Origin of the sequence: Thalassospira sp. HJ, assembly GCF_000948415.1 — a bacterium.
In the GTDB taxonomy this organism is placed as follows: domain Bacteria; phylum Pseudomonadota; class Alphaproteobacteria; order Rhodospirillales; family Thalassospiraceae; genus Thalassospira.
Genome location: NZ_JYII01000005.1, coordinates 1 through 1067, shown reverse-complemented (window position 1 = coordinate 1067; position 1067 = coordinate 1). Strand labels below are relative to the sequence as shown.

General features: G+C 34.7%; 1 protein-coding gene. It reads right to left on the bottom strand.

Annotation, left to right across the window (positions count from 1 at the left end; translation table 11 throughout):
* Positions 1 to 29: 29 nt before the first annotated feature.
* The gene (gene uppS / locus UF64_RS02020) at positions 30 to 797 is read right to left on the bottom strand and encodes a polyprenyl diphosphate synthase (RefSeq protein ID WP_044826965.1); all 768 of its coding nucleotides are present in this window, start codon (positions 795 to 797) and stop codon (positions 30 to 32) included.
* Between the last annotated feature and the right edge of the window lie 270 nt (positions 798 to 1067).

Here is a 1067-nt window from a genome sequence, read left to right as displayed (position 1 = left end):
AAAATGAAAAAAATATCATTCATATTTTTTTAGACCCCAAATCTCCTTTCCCTCTGTTGGTAATCCCTTAAAGCCCTCAAAAAATCAACTTTCCTGAGTTGGGGCCATAAGCTGTCACAGAAGTACAGTTCGGAGTAGGATGATTGCCATAATAGGAATCCGCTGAGTCTTTCTTCTCCACTGGTTCTTATGATCAGGTTGGGATCCACCAGTCCAGCGGTGTATAGATTTTCATTTACTATCTTTTCATCAATATCTCCCGGGTTCAGTTTTCCGTTTTTAACTTCGTCTGCAATTTTTTTCATGGCATCCACTATTTCTAAACGTCCATCGTAACCTATGGCAATATTTACCTGCCTTTTATTATATCTACTGGTGGATTCTTCAGCCATTTTTATTGCTTTCCTTACATCATCTGGTAGGAGTTCCAGTTTACCTACGGCTTTTAACTTCACTTCATTTTTATGAATCCTCTTATTTTGGGCTATGGTCTCGAAGTTGTGTTTAAATAGTTTCATCAATCCTTCTACTTCCTCTGGTGGTCTTTTAAAGTTTTCTATGGAAAATGCGTAGACAGTAACTATCTCTATCCCTAAATCTATACACCAATCCAGCACCTTTTCCAGGGTGTCAACACCGCGTTTATGTCCTTCAATTGAATTCATATCTCCCTGTATTTTGGAGTATCTTCTATTTCCATCCATTATTATGGCTACGTGTCTGGGCATGTTTTCTGAACGGAGATTTCGAGAGATATACCATTCATATACTGCATAAAGTGGTTTTAGAGGTGTCATTTTTGCTCCCAGTATCTGCTGTATATAGATTTATAAGTAATCCTATAAAAAATAAACTATCATAATCCGATATAAAAAAAGATACTTAATTAATTATAATTTATCTAAATCAGTGTTTATTTTCTTTTTAATCTTTTTTTTATTCCATATAATTCTTGAATTTTATTTTTAAGTTGGTTAAATCTTTAAATCTATCAAGTATTTCGCAAATTTCAATGCCCTGGTGTAACCTTCCACAGTGAGGGATCGTGAAGTGTCTATTAATATCAC

Coding starts and splice junctions, on each gene's coding strand:
- uppS (WP_044826965.1), bottom strand. CDS start 797: ATGACACCTCTAAAACCACTTTATGCAGTATATGAATGGTATATCTCT.